The sequence below is a fragment of the Thalassotalea sp. Sam97 genome, assembly GCF_041379765.1.
GTDB classification, from domain to species: domain Bacteria; phylum Pseudomonadota; class Gammaproteobacteria; order Enterobacterales; family Alteromonadaceae; genus Thalassotalea_A; species Thalassotalea_A maritima.
Window position 1 is genome coordinate 2,826,832 of the sequence record NZ_CP166919.1, and the last position, 21,351, is coordinate 2,848,182.

Annotated in this window: 20 protein-coding genes; 6 read left to right on the plus strand and 14 right to left on the minus strand. The window is 43.4% G+C overall.

Going from position 1 to position 21,351, the window contains the following annotated elements; genetic code table 11:
• Positions 1–21 precede the first annotated feature (21 nt).
• The 9 genes from bamB to ACAX20_RS12620 all read right to left on the minus strand — a co-directional run bounded on the left by bamB (position 22) and on the right by ACAX20_RS12620 (position 10,257).
• Positions 22–1,236, minus strand: coding sequence for an outer membrane protein assembly factor BamB (gene bamB / locus ACAX20_RS12580; protein WP_371186686.1), 1,215 nt, complete (start codon positions 1,234–1,236; stop codon positions 22–24).
• Between the two features lie 12 nt (positions 1,237–1,248).
• On the minus strand, positions 1,249–1,881 hold the full coding sequence (locus ACAX20_RS12585; RefSeq protein ID WP_371186688.1) for a YfgM family protein: 633 nt from the start codon (positions 1,879–1,881) through the stop codon (positions 1,249–1,251).
• Between the two features lie 12 nt (positions 1,882–1,893).
• Entirely contained in the window at positions 1,894–3,168 is a 1,275-nt protein-coding gene (hisS, locus tag ACAX20_RS12590; RefSeq protein ID WP_371186689.1) for a histidine--tRNA ligase, read from the minus strand.
• Positions 3,169–3,266: 98 nt separating this feature from the next.
• On the minus strand, positions 3,267–4,385 hold the full coding sequence (gene ispG, locus ACAX20_RS12595; RefSeq protein WP_371186691.1) for a flavodoxin-dependent (E)-4-hydroxy-3-methylbut-2-enyl-diphosphate synthase: 1,119 nt from the start codon (positions 4,383–4,385) through the stop codon (positions 3,267–3,269).
• Between the two features lie 98 nt (positions 4,386–4,483).
• Positions 4,484–5,512: a RodZ domain-containing protein gene (locus ACAX20_RS12600; RefSeq protein ID WP_371186693.1), complete on the minus strand. Its 1,029-nt coding sequence runs from the start codon at positions 5,510–5,512 to the stop codon at positions 4,484–4,486.
• Between the two features lie 3 nt (positions 5,513–5,515).
• Positions 5,516–6,964, minus strand: a complete 1,449-nt coding sequence (gene pilW / locus ACAX20_RS12605) for a type IV pilus biogenesis/stability protein PilW (RefSeq protein ID WP_371186695.1) — start codon at positions 6,962–6,964, stop codon at positions 5,516–5,518.
• A 96-nt stretch (positions 6,965–7,060) separates the two neighbouring features.
• A complete protein-coding gene (locus ACAX20_RS12610) occupies positions 7,061–8,191 on the minus strand; it encodes a bifunctional tRNA (adenosine(37)-C2)-methyltransferase TrmG/ribosomal RNA large subunit methyltransferase RlmN (RefSeq protein ID WP_371186697.1) in 1,131 nt (376 codons plus the stop codon).
• Positions 8,192–8,457: 266 nt separating this feature from the next.
• The gene (gene ndk, locus ACAX20_RS12615; protein ID WP_371186699.1) at positions 8,458–8,889 is read right to left on the minus strand and encodes a nucleoside-diphosphate kinase; all 432 of its coding nucleotides are present in this window, start codon (positions 8,887–8,889) and stop codon (positions 8,458–8,460) included.
• Between the two features lie 102 nt (positions 8,890–8,991).
• The gene (locus tag ACAX20_RS12620; RefSeq protein ID WP_371189656.1) at positions 8,992–10,257 is read right to left on the minus strand and encodes a dicarboxylate/amino acid:cation symporter; all 1,266 of its coding nucleotides are present in this window, start codon (positions 10,255–10,257) and stop codon (positions 8,992–8,994) included.
• Between the two features lie 318 nt (positions 10,258–10,575).
• Between ACAX20_RS12620 and gltS the strand changes: the two genes are divergently transcribed.
• The 3 genes from gltS (at position 10,576) to ACAX20_RS12635 (ending at position 12,441) form a co-directional block, all read left to right on the plus strand.
• Complete coding sequence (gene gltS, locus ACAX20_RS12625) at positions 10,576–11,802, plus strand: sodium/glutamate symporter (RefSeq protein WP_371186701.1); 1,227 nt, start codon at positions 10,576–10,578, stop codon at positions 11,800–11,802.
• Between the two features lie 77 nt (positions 11,803–11,879).
• On the plus strand, positions 11,880–12,083 hold the full coding sequence (locus tag ACAX20_RS12630) for a GNAT family N-acetyltransferase (RefSeq protein ID WP_371186703.1): 204 nt from the start codon (positions 11,880–11,882) through the stop codon (positions 12,081–12,083).
• Positions 12,058–12,441, plus strand: coding sequence for a GNAT family N-acetyltransferase (locus tag ACAX20_RS12635; RefSeq protein ID WP_371186705.1), 384 nt, complete (start codon positions 12,058–12,060; stop codon positions 12,439–12,441). Before ACAX20_RS12630 ends, ACAX20_RS12635 begins: the two co-directional genes overlap by 26 nt.
• 71 nt (positions 12,442–12,512) lie before the next feature.
• Here the strand turns inward: ACAX20_RS12635 and ACAX20_RS12640 are convergent, their stop codons facing one another.
• From ACAX20_RS12640 to ACAX20_RS12655, 4 genes are all read right to left on the minus strand, one after another.
• On the minus strand, positions 12,513–12,764 hold the full coding sequence (locus ACAX20_RS12640) for a DUF2960 family protein (protein WP_371186707.1): 252 nt from the start codon (positions 12,762–12,764) through the stop codon (positions 12,513–12,515).
• 13 nt (positions 12,765–12,777) lie between these two features.
• Positions 12,778–13,446 (minus strand): alpha/beta hydrolase, encoded by a 669-nt coding sequence (locus ACAX20_RS12645; RefSeq protein WP_371186709.1) that lies wholly within the window; start codon positions 13,444–13,446, stop codon positions 12,778–12,780.
• Positions 13,447–13,483: 37 nt separating this feature from the next.
• Positions 13,484–15,676 carry an OsmC domain/YcaO domain-containing protein gene (locus tag ACAX20_RS12650; protein WP_371186711.1) on the minus strand — a complete coding sequence of 731 codons (2,193 nt, stop codon included), beginning with the start codon at positions 15,674–15,676 and terminating at the stop codon, positions 13,484–13,486.
• A 608-nt stretch (positions 15,677–16,284) separates the two neighbouring features.
• Positions 16,285–17,040, minus strand: coding sequence for a DUF4097 domain-containing protein (locus ACAX20_RS12655; RefSeq protein WP_371186713.1), 756 nt, complete (start codon positions 17,038–17,040; stop codon positions 16,285–16,287).
• 99 nt (positions 17,041–17,139) lie between these two features.
• Here ACAX20_RS12655 and ACAX20_RS12660 point away from each other — a divergent pair, with 99 nt between their 5' ends.
• Complete coding sequence (locus ACAX20_RS12660) at positions 17,140–18,426, plus strand: CinA family nicotinamide mononucleotide deamidase-related protein (RefSeq protein WP_371186715.1); 1,287 nt, start codon at positions 17,140–17,142, stop codon at positions 18,424–18,426.
• 157 nt (positions 18,427–18,583) lie between these two features.
• A complete protein-coding gene (locus ACAX20_RS12665; RefSeq protein ID WP_371186717.1) occupies positions 18,584–19,393 on the plus strand; it encodes a YggN family protein in 810 nt (269 codons plus the stop codon).
• A 121-nt stretch (positions 19,394–19,514) separates the two neighbouring features.
• Here the strand turns inward: ACAX20_RS12665 and ACAX20_RS12670 are convergent, their stop codons facing one another.
• On the minus strand, positions 19,515–19,934 hold the full coding sequence (locus ACAX20_RS12670; RefSeq protein WP_371186719.1) for a hypothetical protein: 420 nt from the start codon (positions 19,932–19,934) through the stop codon (positions 19,515–19,517).
• A gap of 219 nt (positions 19,935–20,153) precedes the next feature.
• On the opposite strand from ACAX20_RS12670, the gene ACAX20_RS12675 reads away from it, so the two are divergent.
• Positions 20,154–21,350 (plus strand): NnrS family protein, encoded by a 1,197-nt coding sequence (locus ACAX20_RS12675; protein ID WP_371186721.1) that lies wholly within the window; start codon positions 20,154–20,156, stop codon positions 21,348–21,350.
• Position 21,351: the final 1 nt, after the last annotated feature.

Sequence of the window (21,351 nt, forward strand, 5' to 3'; positions counted from 1 at the left end):
TTTACATTATAAAATAACTAGTTATTGCTCATTAGCCGTTGGCGTTGCAATAACATCAAAACTACCATCGCGAGCATATACATACAGCAGGTTATCGCGAACCACTGGCGTTGCAAAAATACCACTTGAGTCAACTTGGTAACGAGCAACAATGCGGCCGGTTTGCTTATCGAGCCAATGTAAGTAGCCTTCAAAGTCACCTACGACAACATAATCACCAACACTCACTGCACCAGTCGTTTGGCGATTGGTTAACTGTAAGTTACTCCACTCTTCCATCCCTGTGACACGATTAATAGCATAAACATGTCCTTGAACATCCGTCGCAAAAACTTGGTTATCATCAATCGTAAGCTGACGATACGATGAATATTGACGCTTCCAAACTTCACGGCCACCACGTAAATCAATCGCAGCTAAATTACCATTTGAAGAGATTGCGTAAATTCTATCGCCAACAACAACTGGCGTAGAATCAACATCAACAATGCGTTGTAGCTCGGTTGCACCGCTTGGTTCGCCGATGTCTACTGCCCAACCTTGTTGACCTGTTTCAGCAATATACACAGCTACTTGACCTGTTGCTGAGCCAACAAACACACCGCCACTGCTGGCTGCAATACCACTAATACCGCGCAAGGTTAATGGTGGCACTGCTTGTTCAGCTTTCCACATTGCTTCACCTGTATTGGCATCCAATGCAACCAACACGCCTGAGGCGGTATTTACAATCAGTTTATTATCGCTAAAAACGGGTTTAGCGATGACTTCACCAGCGACCTTAGTCTGCCAAAGTAACTCACCTGAATTAGCGTCTAATGCAAACACATCACCATTTTCACTGCCCCAAACGACTTTGTCGTAACCAGCAACAGCACCACCGGCAATACGTGCAGATACAGCATCATCAAAAAAGCCACGTTTATCGTCGATATCACTTAAATCCACCGACCAAATGGTTTTCCCCGTTTGCTGATCAAAAGCATATGCCTCACCAAAACGGCTACTAACAAACACTTTGTCATAAGCTACCGCAGGTGCAAGACGAGAAAAATAGTGCTCGACACCATTACCAACGGACTCATCCCAAACAACGTTTGGCTCAAAAGCATTATCAATTGCAGTGAGTTGTGCAACTTTACTTGCTTCCTCTTCATCAGTATCCGAAGAAGAACAAGCAACTAGGGTGCTGGCTAATAGTGCAGCACCGATTAAACGCTTATTTAACAGGTTCATAAGCTTCTCCGACTATGAGTTAACAGCGACTGCTAAATCATCCAATTTCATTTGTAACGTCGGGTTACCTTGCAAACCGCCTGCGTCGGCAGCTACTTGGTATTCAGCGCGAGCTTGTTGTTTATTACCTTGCAACAAGTATGCATCGCCCTTAACTTCAGCAACCGCGGCTTTAAATGACTCTGGTAGCGGCTTATTTAGGGTCGCTAATACTTTATCAAAAGCTTGTTGTTGCAATTGCACACGCGCTAAACGTAATGTCGCAATGGCCTTCAACTCGGTGCTCTGGGCTAACGCAACCGCACTGCTCAGCTGTTTTTCAGCTTCAGCAAAGTCGGCCGTTTCAACAGCATCTTTAGCAAGCGCAAACGCAGCAAACACCGCATACACTTGATCAGAGTTATTGTCGATAAATGCTTGCGTATTAGCCTTGTATTCAGCTTCTTTGTTGCTGTAGGCATCCATTGCTTGTTGGTATTGGTATGAGGCTAAGTATTGCGCTTCAAGCTGACTATCTTGGTAGTAGTTCCAGCCAATAAAGCCACCTAAACCAATCACTAAGCCCGCAATTAACGAGTTACCGTTTTCTTGCCAAAAGCTTTTAATCGCTTCAACCTGTTGTTCTTCCGTTTGGTATGTTTCCACGTTACTACCCTTTTATAATAATTCTTTTAATACGTCTGCCACCTCTGCAAATGGCACGGTTTGTTGTTCTTTAGACTGGCGTAAGTACTTAATGGTTGCTTCACCGTTAGCCAGCTCGCTTTCACCGATGATAATCGCCACTTGTGCGCCCGATTTATCAGCTCGCTTTAATTGTTTGTTGAACTTACCGCCACCACAATGGTATTGCAAGCGTAAGTCACTTAATTCATTGCGCCATTGCTCAGCTAACTGTAAGCCTTTAAACTCAGCTGCTTCTCCTGCCATAACCAAGTAAGCATCGGTTGTGCCACGAATATCGCCTAATTTATCAAGCTCAGTTAACATCAACACCAAGCGCTCAATGCCTAACGCAAATCCAACGCCTGGCGTGCCTTTACCACCGAGTTGCTCAACTAAGCCATCGTAACGACCACCCGCACATACGGTACCTTGAGCACCTAAGCTGTCGGTTACCCACTCAAATACCGTGCGATTGTAGTAGTCAAGGCCACGTACTAAACGCTCATTTAATGTGTATTTAACACCGGCAGCGTCAAGGCGCTTACAAAGTTGCTCGAAGTGCTGGCGTGATTCTTCATCTAAGTGCTCAGACAATTTTGGCGCATTCACCAATAATGCCTGCACGTCAGGGGTCTTGGAGTCCAGTACGCGCAATGGATTACTATGCATACGACGTTTGCTATCTTCATCAAGTTGCTCTTGATGTTGTTCTAAAAACGCAACTAAGGCATCGCGATATTCAGCACGCGCTTGATTCGAGCCAAGAGAGTTCAACTCCAGTGTGACAAATTCGCTGATACCAAGTTCCCGCCACAAACGTGCACTTAATAAAATAACTTCCGCGTCAATGTCTGCTGTCGCAATACCAAAGCTTTCAATGCCGAATTGATGAAACTGGCGATAGCGACCTTTTTGTGGGCGCTCGTGACGAAACATTGGCCCCATGTACCATAAACGTTGTTCTTGGTTATATAGAAGACCGTGTTGATTACCAGCGCGAACACAGCTTGCGGTGCCTTCTGGACGCAACGTAAGACTGTCACCGTTGCGATCTTCAAATGTGTACATTTCTTTTTCTACGATATCGGTTACCTCACCAATACCGCGCTTGAACAAGTTAGTCGACTCAACTACGGGCATGCGGATTTCAGCATAACCGTAACTTGCTGCGACACGGCGTAAAACCTGTTCAACCATTTGCCACTTATTGCTTTCACCTGGCAAAAGGTCATTCATTCCTCGGATTGCTTGAATCGCTTTACTCACTCGAATCGTCTCTTAAATTTGTCATTAAAGGCGGGCATTATAGGGGATTTTTGCTTATTCTTACAACAAAATCCCCTAATTAGTCTATCGATTATCGACTATTTTACTTGCTTGATATCGATGCGATTCTGCTCGCTCAACATGTTCGCTTTAGCGCGAATTTTTTGCTCCAGTTGATCGACAATATCGTTATTATCAATACGTTCTTTTTGACGTTCGCCGTCAACATAATAGCCTGACTTTCTCGCTCCACCGGTTAATCCAATATCAGAAATAGTCGCTTCACCTGGGCCATTCACGACACAGCCAATTATTGATACATCCATTGGCGTTAATACGTCTTCTAATCGTTGTTCCAACGCATTGACCGTATTGATCACATCAAACTCTTGGCGCGAGCAACTAGGGCAGGCGATAAAGTTAATACCGCGAGAACGTAAACGTAGTGACTTAAGGATATCAAAGCCGACTTTAATTTCCTCAACTGGATCTGCTGCTAAAGAAACACGTAATGTGTCGCCAATACCTTCAGCTAACAGCATACCTAAGCCAACCGATGATTTAACCGCACCAGAGCGGAAACCACCCGCTTCGGTAATACCAAGGTGCAGCGGATTATCGATTTGTTTTGCCAGTAAACGATAGGCACCAACTGCTAAAAACACATCGGATGCTTTCACGCTCACTTTAAATTGATCGAAGTTTAAGCGGTCGAGAATTTCAACATGGCGAAGCGCCGACTCAACTAACGCTTCTGGCGTTGGTTCACCGTATTTCTCTTGTAGGTCGCGCTCTAAAGAGCCACCATTAACACCAATGCGAATTGGAATATTTTTGTCACGAGCAGCATCCACGACTTGGCGAATACGGTCTTCTTTACCGATATTACCAGGATTAATACGTAAACAGTCGACACCATACTCTGCCACTTTCAGGGCAATACGGTAATCAAAATGAATATCGGCAACTAACGGCACTTTTACCTGTTGTTTAATTTGCTTAAACGCTTCGGCGGCATCCATTGTAGGCACACTGACTCTAACGATATCAGCACCAACATTTTCTAATGAACGAATTTGTGCAACCGTCGCAGCAACATCGGTTGTTTTGGTATTGGTCATCGACTGCACAGAAATAGGTGCATCACCACCGACGGGTACATTACCGACCATAATCTGTTTTGACTTGCGACGAATAATTGGAGATTCACTGAACATAATGACACTTGGACCTGTAGGTCTAATTAATTAATAAAACAAAGCCGCCATAGTGTAACATGGCGGCTAAATAATCCTATGCTTTTAACCGTTATTGGTTAATTTTCTTGCGCTGGCCAAACAAACTTAGCAACCTGACCTTTTCGGTAATTACTTAAGTCATACGGTTTACCATCGATCGTTAGCGTCACTAACTCTGGCGCCCCTAAGGTAAAGTTAATTGGTGGTTGCCCTTGTACAGACAATACATACCCCTGATTTTTAATGCCATACGCTAAGCGCTCACCTGCTGCGTCATAAATATTCACCCAACAATCACCAGCAAAGCTCATCACCACCACATGACCTGTTCCGGCTTCCAGTTGATCAACAATGATCTGTTGCTGCCCAGTTTGGTTATTCACCTGAGGCTCGCTACCCTGCTGTACAGAGCCCATGTGCTGCTCAAATACCTCATCCTGTGTTTCTTCAGATTGCGTCGTCTGGTCGATACTGGTACTTATTGAAGCCGGTGTATTGGTGGCAGGCTGGGCAATACTCGCGCCAACATCCTCAGCCGTCGCTTGGCTATTTAACACATCGGTATTAACAACCTCTACTCGGGCTTGATTACCTTGCGCAGTCGTACTGGCATCATCCGGATTTGAATCCGCGGTTAAGACCGTTGTTGGTAAGGTCGCGGCTTCAATATTGCTTGCCTTTTTGCTGGCTGCCTGCTGAGCCCACCAGATGACCGTCAATGCTAATAAAACGGCAACAATGAGGTAAATCGCAATCATTAGGCGATTATTTTCCGCTCGTTTACGAGTTCCCTGTGAAAACGAGGTCATTGTCGCAGCCGCGGGTTCGTTACCCGTTAGCGAGTCGTAGCGTGAGATAACCTCTTCTTCGCTGACATCAACCAATTTGGCATAATTACGCAAATACCCACGGATAAAGGTTTTTGGCGTTTTAGGATCTATTCTGTCCGCTTCTATATCTTCAACCAAGCTAGGGCGCAAGTTTAACTTGTGAGCGACTTCATCCTCACTTAGATTCAATGCATTACGCGCATCTTTTAACATGCGCCCAGGTCCTATCACCTGGATATCGCTATCATTTGCGGTTTTATCAGTATCTTGGCTCATATTCTATTTTGGTTTCTTCACTCGGATCTTTTGACCAACGCTAATATTCTCACTAAGTAAGTCATTCCAGCGACGTAACGTCGCAATAGTGACATTGTACTTTATCGATATTCGATACAAATTATCGCCAGGTTTCACAACATGTACATCAGTGTCTTTGGGCTGCGTCGCGGTCGACGTTTGAGGTACAACACGACTCACTGCTGACGACTTAGCTACTGGCTGCTGTGAAGTCTGTACTGGCGTGACTACGGCGCTGCGATTATGGTTTGACGAATTAGCGAGCTGATTCGCCTGCTTGTGGTTGGCCGGTTGACTTGCTGCCCCCACAGGTGACGTCACTGGTGTCACGGTTGCTTTTGACGAAGCCGGCTGCTTTGTAACCTGACCTGTTACCGTTGTGGTAACAGCTTGTTTTTCCACTTGCGGTCGCATCGCTACATTTTCAACCACCATTTGCTCGTCAGGCAATGCTTCAATAACCATTTGCGCCCCCCCCTGGTTATTCGGCGTCTGTAGTTTTTCAACGCCAACAGTGCCATTCGAGGCGCGCTTATCCTCTATAATAATAGGCTGTTTGTTTACTTTCGCGCCAGATTTCAGCAAAGTATATTTTTTATATTGAGTTGCCAACTCATCGGCATCGATTGTCGCCAGTTCGTTATCAAGGTATTGCTTCGCTTCATTAGATTCTGGAAACATATTCAATAACATGGTCGCGTAATTATCGGCAATCTCGTCATTGCCAAGATTTTTGTGTACTTTAAAACTTAACGCGATCGCCTGCGCAGTAAAGCGACGGGTAGCTAGTTCATATCGACTTAAATAGTCTGAAGCTTGGGCAAATGCTTGTTTTGCATACTGTAGCTGCGCCATTTGCAATAAACTACTGGCGCTATTTGGGCTGTGTAAAATACTGCGCTTCAAGGCCTCTTCGGCTTTTGAAAAATGCGGTTTTTTCAAATAACACAACGCAATATTTTGATATGTTTCAGAGACGCGAATATAGGTTGGCACACGAATCGCGCGCTTAAAATAGGTTTCGGCTTCTTCTATACGGTTTTGGCGACACAAAAATACGCCAAAATTATTAAGACTGTCGGCATCTTGCTCTGCCAGTTGCAACGCATGCAAATAGGCTTCTTCAGCCTGCTCATTTTCACCAACACGCTCAAAGTAATGACCAAAAGCGCGATACACATCAGCCAACTCAGGGGCAAATTGACGTGCTTTTTCTAAGTTGAATTTGGCCTGCGCAGTATTGCCCATATCCAAATAACCTAGCGCTAATGAGATGCGAGTCTTCGCCAGTTGTTCGTCACTATAATCTTTAGTGACAACAGGTTCATCATCCGCAAAATTTTGCGTTACACAACCGGATAAACCCAGCGTATTAAATACAAAGGCAAGAGCCAGGAAGCGCTTGCCTGACTTAGGTAGACGTTTGGACATAATTTAGCTCTAAGGTATTATTTTTATTATTGCCAACAAGGTAATCTAAACACAGGCTTACCCTTTGCTGTGTAGATTACCTTGCCTGTCGCTAAATTACATCACTTTAAGTGAAATTTCTTCACTGTTTTGCAGTTGCTTCTTCACTGCGCGCTTAGTTCTATCTTTAATATCACCGGCAAGTTGACCACACGCAGCATCGATATCATCACCGCGTGTACGACGAGTAATCACCGTAAAACCATAGCTTTGTAAGACCTTATCAAAGCGGTCAATACGAGAATTACTTGAACGACCATAAGGCGACCCTGGGTATGGATTAAATGGGATCAAGTTAATTTTACTTGGTGTACCTTCCAGCGCTTTGGCTAATTCATGCGCATGATCGGTAGAATCATTAATGTGATCCAGCATGACATACTCAATAGTTACTTGCTTGTTGGCTTTTGAGCCTTCAATGTAACGTCGACTCGCTGCTAAAAACTCTTCCAATGGGTACTTTTTGTTAATTGGTACCAATTCATCACGCAATTCGTTGGTCGGGGCGTGTACAGAAATAGCCAGTGCACAGTCCACTTCTTTTTTCAGCATGTCCAAAGCAGGAACAACACCAGAGGTTGACACTGTTACCCGACGTTTTGAAAGGCCGTAGCCCAAGTCGTCCAAAAACGTTTTCAACGCTGGCACTAGGTTTTTCATGTTAAGCAATGGCTCGCCCATACCCATCATTACGATGTTGGTAATTGGACGCGTACCGGCGATGCGAGTCGCACCAATATCATTGGCAACACGCCACACTTGACCAATAATTTCAGAGACCGATAAGTTACGGTTAAAACCTTGTTGCGCGGTTGAGCAGAAGGTACATTCTAATGCACAGCCAACTTGCGATGATACACACAAGGTTGCACGGTTATTTTCAGGGATCCAAACCGTTTCAACTTCTTGGCCACCCTCAAGTTTAATGGCGTACTTAATGGTACCGTCACTTGATACCTGCTTGGCGGCAATTTCAGGCGCTTTGATTTCACAAAGACGTGCCAACTTTTGGCGTAGCGCCTTGTTAAGGTTGGTCATTTTTTCAAAATCATCGTAGCCGAAATGGTACATCCATTTCATCACCTGATCGGCTCGAAATGGTTTTTCGCCGATTGACGCAAAATATTCACGTAGCATTTGATGATCAAAATCAAGAAGGTTTACCTTTTTTACAGCACTATCGGTCATTAAGTTGGCTCACTTTTTTACAAGAGGTTGGTATAAACAGGATAAATTGTACATTTTATGTACTGCGTAAACAATTTTTCATTGTTATGACTTTGTTAATGAATCGTACAGACAAGCCATTAGCAAAAGCATAATATCCACAGATGATGAATAAAATTTAGCACGCTATTAACGCAAAAAGAGGACTTTACCTAATAGCAAAATCCTCTTCTTGAAGCGCTCAACAACACATCGTGCTTAGAGCGACTTCGCTACGTAAATCGCGATTAGCGAGTACGTGGGCAGATTTCGTCTTCAGAGAAGAAGTACGCGATTTCACGAGCTGCTGACTCAAGAGCGTCAGAACCGTGCACTGCGTTCTCATCGATAGAAGCCGCGTAATCGCTACGTAGAGTACCAGCTAACGCTTCAGCAGGGTTAGTTGCACCCATGATTTCACGGTTCTTAAGAACAGCGTTTTCGCCTTCAAGAACTTGAACCATAACTGGACCAGAAGTCATGAAGTCAACTAAAGCGCCAAAGAAAGGACGCTCTGCGTGCTCTGCATAGAAGCCTTCAGCTTGCTCACGGCTCAAGTGAACCATTTTAGAAGCGATGATTTTTAGACCAGCAGTTTCGAAACGGTTGTAGATTGCACCGATTACGTTTTTAGCAACTGCATCTGGTTTTACGATAGAAAAAGTACGTTCGATAGCCATGATATGCCCTCAATAATTGTCATACGAAAATTTTGGCGCGAATTATAGAGGAATTATGATAAAAAATACACGATTAAATACACCGATAACGAATAATTCATACTAAACGGTTAAATGCGTATCTGCTGGCGATTCAGGCAAATCAAGCTGACCTTCTGACTTAGCAACAATCGTATTAATCGCCGTATCGCCAATCACGTTTGCGGTGGTACAGAACATATCGCAAATGCGGTCAACCGCTGCGATAATCGCTAACGCCTCCACAGGTAAACCAAATGTGTGTAAACAAATACCAATCGAAACGATACCGCCGCCAGGCACACCACCAGCGCCAATTGCGAGCAACAGTACGGTAAACGCCAAAGATATCATTTGCTCACTGTTCATTGGCATACCGTAGGCATTCGCAACAAACACAGTGGCAATTGTGATATAAACAGCGGCACCTGACATATTCATCGTCGCACCAAGCGGTACGCCAAAGCTTGCGACAGATTTACTCACGCCGATTTTTTCCGTTAAGGTGCGCATCGTCACGGGAATGGTCGCATTTGATGATGCACTCGATAATGAAAACAATATTTGTTCGCGAGTATGAGCAATAAACGTCAGCGGTTTAATTCCTGTGGTAACAAATACAGCCAGCGGATAGATCACTAAAAACATGATCAAAAACATGGTAACAACCAAGGCAATATAGCCGGCAACAGCGAGCATTCGAGAAGAGTCGAGCGTTGCACCAAGTGAGATCATTAAGAAAAACACCCCATAAGGAGCGAGTGACATCACTAAAGTGATTAGCTTCATCATCACGTCATTAGCAACTTTAAATGAGCGAATCGCAGGGCCACCTGACGAATCAAGCGCTTGAATAGCAATACCGGTCATGATCGCCATAAAAATAATTTGCAGCATGTCACCTTGAGCAAACGCCTGAAATGGATTTGACGGAATGATATTAATCACCAGTTGCCACATGCTCGGCGTTTCTGTTGCCATTAATGATACTTGCTCGGTCACAGAACCAAGGTTAACGCCAGCACCAGGTTTTAACCACATCACCACAACCAAGGTCATCGCAATGGCGACAATAGTATTGATAATATAAAAGCTGAATGTCTTCGTACCCAAACGACCGAAACTTGACAAGTCTTTTAGCTCACAAATACCGTAGGTTATTGAGATAAAGACCAGTGGAACAACGATCAATTTGATCATCGACACGAACATAGCACCAAAGCCAGTAGCAGCTTCGGTCAAAAATGAGGCCAAGGGCCAAGATTGTGGTATCAGATATTGAATAATCGAGCCAATAATAAAGCCGATTACAAGACCAACAAATACTTTGGTCGATAGCGAATGTTTGATTGCACTCATTGATTACTACTCAGCGATTCAATGCACCCTTAACGCTCTAGGGCCTATTGAACAACGCTCAATTAAAAAAGAGCGCGATAATAATGCAATAACGATTATGTGCTTAGTAAAACAGATACAGGGCTACAATTTTCCACAATCTGATGACAGTACTCAACAGTGTACCAACAAAATATGTGACCCCTTGAGCTCGCTTACTTACTTTTCATGTCACAGCAAATCAGTCAGCAATTTAGCTCACAGCAAGCACTACATGTTCTATAGTTAAAAGACATTCTTCGCAGAACCTTTGACCGAGACCTCCTCACCATGAATGACACAATAATTGAAGTGGGTGCCATAGAATCGCTGATTATTGCCATTTTAGTGTTATTTATCGGTCGCCTGATCAACAGTGTCTTCAAAGGGATGCAAAAGTTTAATTTGCCCGAACCTATTCTCGGTGGTTTGATTGTGGCAATAGCCATCACGTATTTGCATAGCAACCACATAAAAGTGGTGTTTAACCTGCCCTTGCAAAACACCTTTATGTTACTGTTTTTTTCGACTGTGGGTTTATCTGCAAATTTTAAGCTACTTGCCAAAGGTGGTGCGCAAGTATTGGTCTTTCTCGCCATTGCTTCGATTTATATCATTGTTCAAAATGGCCTAGGTCTGGGCTTGGCATCGATACTCGGCCTTGAGCCGGTGATGGGCTTAATTGCCGGCTCAATAACCTTATCTGGTGGACATGGTACAGGAGCAGCATGGGCAAACACCTTTGAGCAAATGTATGGTATCAACACCTTAGAAGTTGCGATGGCTTCCGCAACGTTTGGACTTGTTATGGGGGGTATCATTGGTGGGCCTTTAGCGCAACGACTCATCGATAAAAATGGCTTTCAATCTAAATACGGCGTTGGCGCACACCATCATGATACTCATCCAGATTTAATCACCTACAACCAATATGAAGAAGATAAAGTAACGGCTCGACGGGTCACAGAAACCTTGTTTATTATGTTAATTTGTGTCGCCGGCTCTAGCTATGTGAAAGAGTGGGTTGACTCGTTTGATATCAAGTATCTGCAAATTCCTAATTTCGTTTATGCCTTGTTTATAGGAGTGATTATCACCAACCTATGCGAATTCACAAAAAAATACAAAATAAACAATGAAACTGTCGATATCCTTGGCACGGTATCATTAGCCTTATTTTTATCGATGGCACTGATGAGTCTGAAACTATGGGAGATTTTTGATCTTGCCATTCCGCTGTTAATCATTCTTGTTTGCCAAACCATTATGTTGGCACTGTTTTGTTACTTCGTGACCTTTAAAGCGATGGGACGAGATTATGATGCGGCGGTTATTGCAGGTGGGCATTGTGGCTTTGGCATGGGCGCAACCCCTACCGCGGTAATGAATATGGGCACCTTAGTGTCGCGCAATGGACCATCGCCAAAAGCCTTTATGGTGGTTCCCATTGTTGGCGCTTTTTTTATCGACATCACCAACTTAGTTATTTTACAGGGCTTTCTAATCTTTTTAAGTTAGCTCATAATCGGGCAGCATTGCTATACAATGACCACAGATTAAGTCAGCGATAATAAAAATAATTAAGGACTTCTTATATGATGATGACTGTGCCCCCTTCGGAACGATTAACGTATCGACTCATGGACGTTGATGACAGTGAGCGCTTTTACCAACTGGATCAAGATCCACAAGTGATGAAATACATCAATGGTGGTACACCGAGTAGTCGCGACGACATTGAGCACAAATTAATGCCGCGTTTAGCACAAATTAATGCCGCGTTTAGCACAATACCGTAACCCTGAAAAAGGTTGGGGCGTGTGGCAAGTTAACGATAAAAATGCTGGTGAATTTATCGGCTGGATCCTGATTCGACCTATGTACTTTTTTACTGACGCGCCAGCTTGGCACGACATAGAGATTGGCTGGCGATTTAAACAAAGAACTTGGGGACAAGGTTTTGCTACAGAAGCTGCTAAACATATAATGCAAACGCTCACCATAAGCCAAGATATCGGCTATTTTAGCGCGATCGTCGATGCCGATAACCTTGCCTCAATAGGGGTGATGAAAAAGCTGGGGATGGATTATCTAAAAACCGATACCCACCCTGATGTCGCGGATGCTACGGTGGAATTTTATCAAGTGAAAGTTTAAGTGGGACAATAAGCAGCTTGCGAGCCGATTATTGTCCACACCGCTATGATGGCATTGGTGTAAAAATGTGGTTATTCGCTGTCTTCATCCTTGTGTAGCCACACTTTACTAAAACCAATACGAGCAAATTCTTTTTGTCGAAAGTTTTTCATAATACCTTGACCACGCGACACCGTTTCTAACTGCTGCTCCATATCCAATATTGACTGAATATTTACGCCTTCTGCTGCGGCAGCAGCCTCATAAGCATCACGGTATTTCGCATAAGAAAAAGGAATTTTTTTCTCTTTACCTTTGTAAGTGTATTGAACAAATCGAGCCATAAAATTACCTTACTTAAACACGGTTGATTAAACGCTGAGATATCCACTTTGCGATATCACTCACTTGCTCTTGGCAAACCGCATGTGGCATAGGGTATTGCTTGAAGTCTGGGTGATAACCAAATTGCTCCAGCGATTGCATGGCCTTGCGTGCTAGCTCTGGAACAACCACAGGATCTTGGCTACCGTGCATTACCATAATATCGATCTCGGCATTGGCAGCATTAACATTAATGCTGTCTTTACTGGCAAAATAGGTTGATAACGCCAACAATCCTGCCAGCGGCTTATCAAAACGTAGTGCCGTTTCATAAGCGACTGCGCCACCTTGCGAAAAGCCAGCGAGAATAATACGTTCGCTAGGAATACCACGAGCAATTTCTCGTTCAATCAATGCCTCAACCGCATCAGCAGATTGGCGCAGTTGGCCAATATCGACCTTACGCTCAACACTCATATCGAGGATGTCATACCAAGCAGGCATGACCATGCCACCATTAATTGTCACCGGCAGTTTTGGCGAATGCGGGAAGACAAAACGTATTTGCAACTCGTCAGCAAAGTTCATCATAGGTACAACCGGCTCAAAATCATGGCCATCGGCGCCTAAGCCATGTAGCCAAATAACACAAGCATTGGCTGGTTGTTGCGGCTCTTTCACCACACAATCTAAATAATTCATTGGCGCTATTCCTTTTTATCTTTTGCTATGACGTCAATTATTTGTTCATCCCTGCAAGTTTTGCGCGAGCGCCATGCAGTTTTTTATAGCTTTCAATCAAACGCAAATGTTTATCGATGCCTTCAAGGTTCATGCTCGTTTCGAATAAACCAAAGAAGCGAACATCGCCATTAATCGAGCCGATTACGTTACTCATTAGCTCTTCACCATACATACGATTAAATGCGTGCAAATAATGTTCAATATCTAAATCATCATCTAGCGCCACATGCAAAGTCGTGTGCATTGCTTGATAAAACATCGCACGTTCTGGCAAGGTATTGTCATTGTATTGCAAAAACTCTTCAATGGCTTCATTGGCCGCTTCAATCGCCCCAAGCGCTAAATAGATCAAGATCTTCAGCTCTAAAATAGTCAACTGTCCCCATGGCGTATTTTCATCAAACTCGATACCGATAAGGGTGCGTATATCAATATAGTTATCTAACTGACTATCTTCTAAACGTTCAACTAGCTCGGCCAATTCATCTTCATCGAGACGGTGAATATTAAGAATATCCTCACGATATTGCAGCGCTTTGTTGGTGTTATCCCAAATAAGATCTTCTACCGGGTAAACCTCTGAGTAATCCGGAACTAAGATGCGACAAGCACTTGCTCCTAATTGGTCAAATTCAGCAACATACGCTTGTTTACCAAGATCTTCGAGAATAGCAAACAAACCAGCACACTCTTCTTCATTCGTGCCAGAAAAATCCCATTCCACGAAATCGTACTCAGCTTCGCTTGAGAAGAAGCGCCACGAGATCACTCCTGTTGAATCAATAAAGTGTTCTACAAAGTTTTCAGGCTCTTGTACCGCCATGCTATTAAAGGTTGGTTTCGGTACATCATTTAAGCCTTCAAAACTGCGACCTTGTAGCAGTTCGGTTAAGCTGCGCTCTAAAGCAACTTCAAAACTAGGGTGTGCACCAAATGATGCAAATACCCCACCGGTTCGAGGGTTCATTAAAGTCACACACATCACTGGGAACTGCCCCCCCAACGAAGCGTCTTTAACCACTACAGGGAATCCTTGCTCCTCTAAACCTTTTATGCCGGCCAAAATTGCCGGATATTTCTCTAATACGGCGTGTGGAACATCCGGTAAAATAATTTCCTGTTCGATAATTTGACGCTTTACCGCACGCTCAAAGATTTCCGATAAGCATTGAACTTTGGCTTCAAATAAGTTGTTGCCTGCACTCATGCCATTACTTAAGAATAGGTTTTCAATTAAATTAGACGGAAAATAAACCGTTTCGCCATCACTGTGGCGTTGATATGGAATGGCAACAATACCACGTTCAACATTACCTGAATTGGTATCGATCAGGTGTGTACCACATAATTCGTCATCGGGGTTATAAATGTCTAAGGTGTAATCATCTAATAGCCCTGCCGGTAATGAATCATCATCGGTTAACGCGAACCACTTTTCATTGGGGTAATGAACAAAATCACTGTTGGCGATCTCTTCACCAAAAAACTGATCGTTATAGAAGAAGTTACAATTTAAGCGCTCAATAAATTCGCCTAATGCTGAACACAATGCACTGTCTTTGCTGGCCCCTTTACCATTGGTGAAACACATTTCTGATGCCACATCGCGAATATGCAATGACCAAACATTAGGCACGATATTGCGCCAAGATGACACTTCAATTTTCATGCCTAAATCGGCAAGAATGGCCGTCATGTTCTCAATGGTTTTCTCAAGAGGCAAGTCCTTACCAAGGATAAAGGTACTGCTGTCTTGTGGTAAATCCATCAGCATAGCTTGTGCATCCGCATCAAGGTTTTCGACGTGCTCAACACGAAACTCAGGGCCACTTTGAATAACTTTTTTTACCGTGCAGCGATCAATAGAACGTAAAATCCCCTGGCGGTCTTTGTCACTGATATCGTCAGGTAATTCAACCTGAATTTGAAAAATTTGATTGTAGCGATCTTTTGGATCGACAATGTTATTTTGTGAAATGCGAATGTTTTCTGTAGGGATATCGCGTGATTTACAATAAACTTTGACAAAATACGCCGCACACAAAGCCGAAGACGCTAAAAAATAGTCAAACGGGCTAGGCGCAGAGCCATCCCCTTTATAGCGAATTGGTTGATCGGCAACCACCGAAAAGTCATCAAACTTGGCTTCAACGCGCAAGTTATCAAGAAAATTAACCTTAATTTCCATGCTTTGCTCCCATCAGGCCAGAGCACACTGGCATCAGTATCTAGATAATGGCGCGTATTATCCTTAATTTCGCCGAATTAGTCTTGAACTAATTATACTATTTGTGGGGGCTGTTGATCGTTGCGGTATGAATTTTGTTCGAGTTAAAGGTAATTTTATCGAGACGCCGTAAGAGCAGTATGGTTGTTCCATACGAATAAACGGCAACAATGAAAACATCACTTTTAAACGAATCCATTGGATAGCGTTTATTGAGGATTTTTACAGCGTTATTACTTACTCATGTAGAACAAGCGCACATCGTAAGCGCTGCCTTAAAAATTTGCTAACTAAACAGCGACAAAAACATACAGCAAAGGCCAACAACCCCCTAATACCTTAGTTGCGAATTTGCTAGCGCTTGACATTACTTGTCGACACATCAATTTATGGGGTGTAGCAGCAATTGCTCTAGAGGGTAAGCTTTGTTTAATCGTGAAGCTGAGAGATGCAACAGAGCGCACGATAAAAACGACTAAGCCCATAAGTCAGCGAAATAACTTATGGGCTTGTCTGAGTTTAAGCGAGCTTCATTAAAACAATGTTTAGATAGCCGCTTTACAGTACCGTTAGTTTTTCAAGATGCGAATTGAACCATTAACGCTATCTAAATCAATATTGGCATCACCGTTGCCAATAGTGCCTTCAAGATCGGTACCGTAGTACTTACCCTTAATGCCTTGCAAACCAAATTCGGTTTTAATGGCACCGTTACCGGTACTGGCATCAATCTCTGCTGAAAAATCGCTCGGTAAATACAAGCGAATACCACCATTTACTGTCTCTACATCAATATCAATATTGCTGGCTGTGTTGCTAAATTTAAGTTCAACCCCACCATTAACAGAGTCAATTTCAACATCAGAGGCAAGACCGGTTGCTTCAACCGACCCATTTACGATATCCACATTTAACTCACCAGCAACATCGTTGACTTGCAACGAGCCATTGACCAAATCAATATCGCGCAGTTTGGCATTAGTTGGGACCTTAACCGTAAATTCAATGCTACCGCCGTTGGCATTTTTACCCCAGCCTTCATCGCTTTTATACTCGGTTTCAACAACAACACGATCACCGCTTTGTTTGAGGATCACTTGCATACGATCCAACGCGTCTTGGTCGTTGGCAACCTTTACTGCTGTCACCATGATTTTAGATTGATCCCATGAGCTAATGGTGACGTCACCGTTAACGTTTTCTAAAATCAGTTGGCTACTATCGCCTACCTCAAAGGTTTTTTCTATGGTTTGGCTGACATCAGCCAACGCCGGTGTGGCAACCACAAATAAGCTCGATAATACTAATTGCTTTACAGTGTTCATTACAGTTTCCATCTATTTAACGTATTTGTCTGTTATGATGCGTGCTATCGTAAAAAGGTTTAAACACCAATCTAAAAAATTTTTATTTCAGGATCAAATATGTTGAATGTGCAATTGTTACTTACCGGTAACGAGTTAATGAGTGGCGATATAGTTGACACGAATTCCGCATACCTTGCTCAACAATTAAAAGACATAGGCATTGAGCTGCATTGTAAAACGACGGTTGGTGATAGCCTGCCACTGCTGATTGAGATGATGCAGCAGTTGTCTCGTTCAGCCGACGTATTGATTGTTAACGGTGGTTTGGGGCCAACTGTGGATGACATGACCGCACAAGCATTAAGTGATGTATCGGCGCGCCCGCTGACCATTCACCCTCTCGCTTTAGAGCATGTAAAGCAATGGTGTCTAAAGCGTCATTACACGTTAACCGGTCCAAATATAAAGCAAGCTTTGCTACCACTTGACTGTGATTTGGTAACCAATTCTATTGGCAGTGCGCCAGGTTTTAAACTGACCCACAATAATTGCTTGATCATTTGTACACCTGGTGTACCGAGTGAATTAAAAACGATGTTTGCAGACCAGATCAAACCATTATTGCAAACCATGCTGCCTGATGCGCTGAATGTGGTAACCGATAAAATGCATGTATTTGGTATTGGTGAATCCGGCTTACAAAAGATGATCAATGAGCAATTACCCGAATGGCCAGAGCAAATCGAGCTTGGCTTTCGCGCCAGCATGCCGATATTAGAAGTTAAAGTGACCAGCCGATTTAAACAAGACGACGAATTACGTCAGCAATGGGGCAGCAAACTTAACACATTATTAGGGCAACATGTGGTAAACCATAATGGCGACACGCTAGGCAAAACGCTGATACATGCTTTGGCAGAGCGTAATCTAAAAGTCACCACGGCCGAATCCTGTACCGGTGGTCTCATTGCCTCATTACTCACTCAAGTACCCGGCTCATCGGCAGTGTTTGAAGCAGGGTTTGTCACCTACTCCAATGCTATGAAACAACAGCTACTTGATGTTGATGCGGCTACCTTGCAACAGTGTGGTGCGGTAAGCCAAGCCGTTGTAGAACAAATGTTACATGGTGCTTTAACTGTCAGTGGCGCTGATTATGGAGTGGCTGTTTCTGGTATCGCTGGCCCTGATGGTGGCACCGAAGATAAACCGGTCGGCACAGTTTGGTTAGCTTGGGGTAGCAAAAATGATATCAGAGCCGTAAAACTGTTTTTTCCTGCAGGACGGCAATACTTTCAACGCTATGTTGCCAGTGCTGGTTTGGATTTATTACGCAGAATGATACTTGGCTTTAACGACCAACCACGCTATATCAGTGAGCGCCAACCTTTATCGGTAAAATAAGCTAACAAATAGTAAAAATGACTAAACCATTAAATCACCACAACCAACACGGAACATTAAGTAATTGATTTTTAACGGTTTTAAATTTTGGCAAGAGTTTTGCCTTGTTAAGGCATAGTTCTTTATAAGGCAAAAACGCAAACCAAGGATAATGATAATGAAAACAACGATTCTGGCTTTAACTACGGCATTAACGTTACTGTCGACCAGTGTTAACGCGCATGACGATAAGCAAAACTACAATATTCAATCAGATCATTGCTCTATCAATCTCAACTATGGCGTCGTAGTTGAAGGCGATCAGATTCGTTTTATCGACAACGATGAAACTTACGTACAAATCAATAATGCTCAACACTTGTTTGTTAACGGCAAGCAAGTCGCATTGAATCAGCAACAACAAAACTTAGTTACCGATTATGCTGAGCAAATTAATAAACAAGTGCCTGTGGTTGTAGATTTGGCTAACGACGCCGTGGGCATTGCCTTTGGTGCGATTTCCTCGGTTGCCTCGGCATTTACTGGAGACGACAATGTAAGCAGCGATAAGTTAGACGCTCTGTTAACGCAAGTACAAGAAAAGGTCGCACTGAAATTTAATAAAGACAACAATGGTTATTATATTGCCGAACAAAGCTTTGACGAGTTTGAGCAATTTATGGAAAACGAAATCGAAGCTGAAATAGAGTCTGTTATTGCCAGTTTCGCTGGTGACATTCTCATTGCCGTTGGTACCGCGATAAACAGCGAAGATGGAAGTTTTGAAGAGAAAATGCAAGCCTTCGGTGAACGTATGGAAAGAATGGGCGATGATATCGAGGCCAGTGTCGAACAGCAAGCAAGTGACTTAGAAGCAAAAGCAGAGTACATGTGTGATAGCTTGCAACAGCTTGATGCAACCGAACAACGCTTAGTTTCGAATATCAAAGAATTACGTAACTTTAATCTATTGGATGTAAGCGACTAACTTGTCAACGCACATGTGCAGCAAACTCAAACTCGCATTGAGATGGTAACGGAACACGGTTTAGCAAAAACAGGTTATGTTGTCGATGGCATCAGACGCTTGCACAGCGCATAGGCGTTACTCAAGTTTTGGTTTCAAACCGTTTTCCATGTTTGCCGGCGAAAGCCGTTATGATAGGTATGCCAATTAATGCAGCCACCGAGAACCATGTCGGGTGGCTGATAACCATAAGGCTGGTAAGTGCGCCAGCGTAAATAAGCACACCAACAAAAGCGGCCATTAACATACTGGCTCTTTTGGCAATCACGCACGCTGCAAGACCACCGACATAGCAGCCGATATACCACGCTAAAATGACGAAAAGCAAAGCCGCAAACGGGGCTGATTGAATGTACGTATTCATCTGCTCGATATTATCTAACAGCAAATTTTCTGGTGGCGGATACAGTATATGCCCTAAACCTTCAATAACCGCGACCAAACCGATAGCCACAGCCCAACCAACAATGACCGCCAATGGATAGCGCAGTGTTCTTTTCATAGTATCTCTCTTTTTAGTATTCCTAGACTCGAATCAAATCTGTGTGTCATCCAAGACTAAAATACCCTAATAACGATATCGAAAATGCTCCTTGTTAGCATGTGTTCGATAACCTCACATCCGTTCTATTAAGCATGGCAATAAACATAAATAATACAATTTTCATGGCGTTATTGATTTATACTTAGCATAACTTGCATAGTACACGAGGGAACTGCGATGATGAAAATTAGTGATCTTGCCGAGGAAAACAACATCACACCGTTTTTTCGTCTCGGCTTTCGCCCGTTATTTACGCTAGGTGCTTTATTCAGTTGCATAACTCTGGTTTTATGGGCTGGCTTTTTAGGCGGTACATTTGACTTGTCGCTATACGGTGGTGGCTACTTTTATCATACCCACGAGATGATTTTTGGCTTCATCAACGCCATCATTGTTGGCTTTTTGTTAACCGCAGTGCAAAACTGGACTGGCATTCGCAGTTTGCACAGTAAGCCGCTCGCGCTATTGGTGAGCATTTGGCTTACCGCTCGCATCTTCATGATCGTGCCTGTGGTTGCAAACTGGCTTATCATGCTAATTGACGTCAGCTTCATGCTATTTTCGGCAATAATTCTTGCTCGTCCGTTAATCGCGGTAAAGCAAGTTCGTAATTTATTTTTCGTGCCGCTATTGGTGATGTTTGCTGTATTAAACGCCTTATTTCATGGTCAAATGCTTGGTTTTTGGCAGTTAAACCTGCGAGATCTCGCCTACGCCAGTAGCACCCTGGTATTACTGTTAATGTCAATTATGGCTGGAAGAGTCACACCGATGTTTACCGCCAATGGTACGCAAACGGCAAAAGTAGCGCCATTAGCGATTCTCGAGTGGGCTTGTACCGTGACTCTGCTACTGATATTTTTACAGTTTTTGTTGCAACAACCACTGCCGACAAGTACCACAGCATCACTGTTTTTTATTGCCGGTGTTTGCCAACTGATACGTTGGTTACGCTGGAGACCTTGGATAACATTGCACGTACCACTGCTTTGGTCACTGCATACAAGTATGCTATTTTTCTGGGTTGGTCTGATTGCTATGTCTGTGTCAATAATAGGCAATAGTATGGCGATCAGCCATATATGGCACTTACTCACCGTGGGCGCTATGGGTGGGCTCATTTTAGCAATGATTTCTCGAGTCAGTTTAGGACATACCGGTCATCCACTCACCCCAGCTCCGGTAATGTCTATAGCGTTTATCGCCATTTTCATTAGTGCGTTACTGCGTGCGTTGGGGCCAACGCTGATGCCTGAAAAGCATTTGTTATTTGTATCAATGTCGAGTATCTTGTGGTTGCTTGCCTACTCCATATTTATCATCAAATATGCACCGTTATTATTACAACCTAGAAGAGATGGACGTCCAGGATAAA